Annotated in this window: 2 protein-coding genes; both read left to right on the forward strand. The window is 67.3% G+C overall.

Features of this window, described 5'->3' with window-relative positions; genetic code table 11:
* Positions 1–319 (forward strand): helix-turn-helix transcriptional regulator (locus tag VKI00_RS06825; protein ID WP_324436235.1); only part of this gene is annotated, 319 nt, incomplete at its 5' end.
* 78 nt (positions 320–397) lie between these two features.
* On the forward strand, positions 398–3,220 hold a 2,823-nt coding region (locus VKI00_RS06830; RefSeq protein ID WP_324436236.1), incomplete at its 3' end, for a GAF domain-containing protein.

The raw sequence follows: 3,220 nt of genomic DNA on the forward strand, positions 1-3,220 counted from the left end.
TTCGGCCATGGGCGCCAACGCATTTGCCGACCGCGCCCGCCGCGAGCTTGAGGCCACCGGGGAGAAGGTACGCACGCACCGCGAGGAGCCGGGCGTCGAACTGACCCCTCAAGAGCATCAGATCGCCCAGCTCGCGCGGACACGGCGCACCAATCCCGAGATCGGCGCCGAACTGTTCCTGAGCGGCCGCACCGTGGAATGGCATCTGCGCAACGTCTTCGCCAAGCTCGGTATTGGCTCACGCCACGAACTCGACGCCGCCCTCAGCCGCAGACCACTAACCGGCGCCGCCACGCCGGACCGAGAACGCGGGTCGTAGCGCGTTCCCAACCACCGCCGGCGGGGCATTCCGCGGCGAGAGGCTTTGCTCGGCGCTCGAAAGATACATACTTACTGCATGCCGCCCCGAAGTCGGCGCCTTGCTAGTCCGCCGTTGACGGCTGCGCGCCTCGGTGCGTTTCTGAGGCCGTCGGCAGTTCCTGCTCGCAGGCTGGTGATCACCGGTGCTACTGGGTTTCTGATCGTCGAAGCTGTGCTCACCGTTCTCCTCAAGCAAGTCGATCCCCGGGACCCGGTTGGGATCGTCTACGCCGTCCTGATGGGCGTCGCACTGGTGGGCAACTTTGTGGCCGGTGTCGCGGTAGCGGCTGCCGCAACCGCCGACCGGCGCCGCGAGGCCGAACTAGCGGCCGACCTGGCTCACCTGATGCTGCGCGCCGCCAATCTGCAGTCCGCGGCCGAGGCTGCCGCCCAGCACCTTGCTACTTCTTTGAGATTGGAGTTCGCGGGCATCGACCTGAATGAGGCGGCCGGCGAGTATTCGCGATCGGCTATCCCGCTGCATAACGACGACGGGGTGCTTGGCATCCTTCAGGTACCAAACGATCTCGCCCGAGAGACGCGCCAGCGCCTGCTCCAGGTGGTGCCCACCCTCGAGGCCTTGCTCGCCGCCGCCCGGGACCGGGAGAACATCAACAAGAGCTTGATCGAGAGCCGTCAAAGGCTCGAGCGTTTCTTCGACCTGTCGTCCGACCTCATGGTGATTTCCGACCAGGGCCACCTGCTGCAGGTCAACCCTGCCTTCGAACGGACCCTGGGCTATCAGGTCGACGATTTGGCGCCCGCGCCATTCGACTTAGTGCCGACGGAAGATTTGGCCAGGCTTCGAGAGCCGATCAACGAGCTCACCGATGGACGCGGACCCGTTCGTTTCGAGAATCGGGCCACCAGCCGCGACGGCTCCCCGCGATGGATCGAATGGAGCGTGGCGCCACACCAGGGATTGTTCTATGCCGTTGGCCGCGATGTCACGCGGCCGCGCGCCGAACAAGAGCAGCTACGCGAAACCCAGACCATGCTCGAGGCCAGCAGCGACGCGTTGCGCGCGCTCGCCGTACAGCAGTCGGCGCTGCGGCGGATCGCGACGCTGGTAGCTCAAGGCGTGAGCCCCGACGAGGTGTTCTGCGCGGTGGCCGAGGAAATGGGCCGATGTTTGCGCGTCGCCGGCGCGGCGGTGTCCCGCTACGAGGACGACGCGATCACCGTTCTGGCGTTGGCGCGGGTTCCGGAGAGCAAAGACATGATGTCTTCGGGTGAGCGCTTGCCGCTTGACGGCGACAACGTTGCGACGAGGGTGTTTCGCACCGGGCTTCCGGCCCGGATGGACAACCACGACGACGCCAGCGGTGCGATCGCCGACCGAATGCGACAGGTGGGTGTCCAATCGATCGTCGGGGTTCCGATCGTCGTCGGCAGCCGCGTCTGGGGCATGGCGAGCGCCGGCAGGGTTGACGCCGATCCGCTGCCCGCGGATACCGAAGAACGCATCGCGGATTTCACCGATCTGGTCGCCACTGCGATTGCCACCGCTGTCGGCCGCGAAGAACTGCAGGCCAGCCGCGACACGTTGGGGGAACTCGCCGAGCACCAGGCCGGCCTGCGGCGGGTGGCAACGCTCGTCGCACACCAGGCCGGCCCGGTGGAGGTGTTCGAAGCCGTCTACTACGAAATGGCGCGATGCGTGCACGCTACAAGCGCTGCGCTGTACCGCTACGAAGACGACCGGGAGGCCAACATCCTCGCCGCCCGGCACGATCCTGGATTGCAGGCCCTGCCCGTCGGCGGGCGCGTGACATGGGAGGACGACCGTGTCCTGGCGGCGGTGTTCAGCACCGGCCAGCCCGCCCGCCAAGATAGTCCCGAAGCTGGCATCGGTACGGCACTCGGTGTTCCGGTTGTAGTGGACGGCCGGGTGTGGGGCGCGATCAGTACCGCCTCCTCGGGGCCGGAACCGCTCCCATCCGACACCGAGACGCGCATCGCAGACTTCGCCGATCTGATCGCGACCGCGATCGCCAACACGGCGGCGCGCGAACAGCTGGATGCCAGCCGCGACAGCCTGCGTCAGCTGGCTCGACAGCAGACGGCGTTGCGCCGGGTGGCCGAACTGGTCGCCCGTGACGCCGAGCCTGCCGAGGTATTCAACGCGGTGGCCGAGGAGATGGCCAGTTGTCTGGACGCCTACAACGCAACGGTGGCCCGTTACGACGGTGATGCCATCGTCATTGCCGCTCTTGGACGCCCGGACGTTGACATTCCGAACCCGCCGGCGGTGGGTGAGCGGTTCCCGCTGGACGGCGACCACGTCGCCGTGACGGTTCGGCGCACCGGCCGCCCCGCTCGGATGGACAGCCACGAGCACGCGACCGGTGCTGCGGCGGCACGCATCCGCAGATTTGGGATCCAATCCATGGTCGCGGTCCCCATCGTTGTCGGGTCACGTCTGTGGGGCGTGGCCGCCGTGGCGTCGCGGACAGAGCCACTCCCCGCCGACACCGAGGTACGCATCGCAGACTTCGCCGAGTTAGTGGCAACCGCGATCGCCAATGCGGCGGCGCGCGAACAACTGAACGCCAGCCGTGAAAGCCTGGGTCAGCTGGCTCGACAGCAGACGGCATTGCGCCGGGTGGCCGAACTGGTCGCCCGCGAGGCGGAGCCTGCGGCGGTGTTCAACGCGGTGGCCGAGGAGATGGCCAGTTGTCTGGACGCCTACAACGCAACGGTGATCCGCCACGACGGGGACTTCCTCGTCATAGAGGCTATTGCAGCCCTGAACCAAGACCTGCCAAGCCCGCCGGCAGTTGGCGCGCGGTTACCGCTGGATGGCGACCACATCGCCCCAATGATTCTGCGCACCGGCCGGCCCGCCCGGATGGACAGC

This window comes from Mycobacterium sp. (assembly GCF_035314665.1).
Lineage (GTDB): Bacteria > Actinomycetota > Actinomycetes > Mycobacteriales > Mycobacteriaceae > Mycobacterium.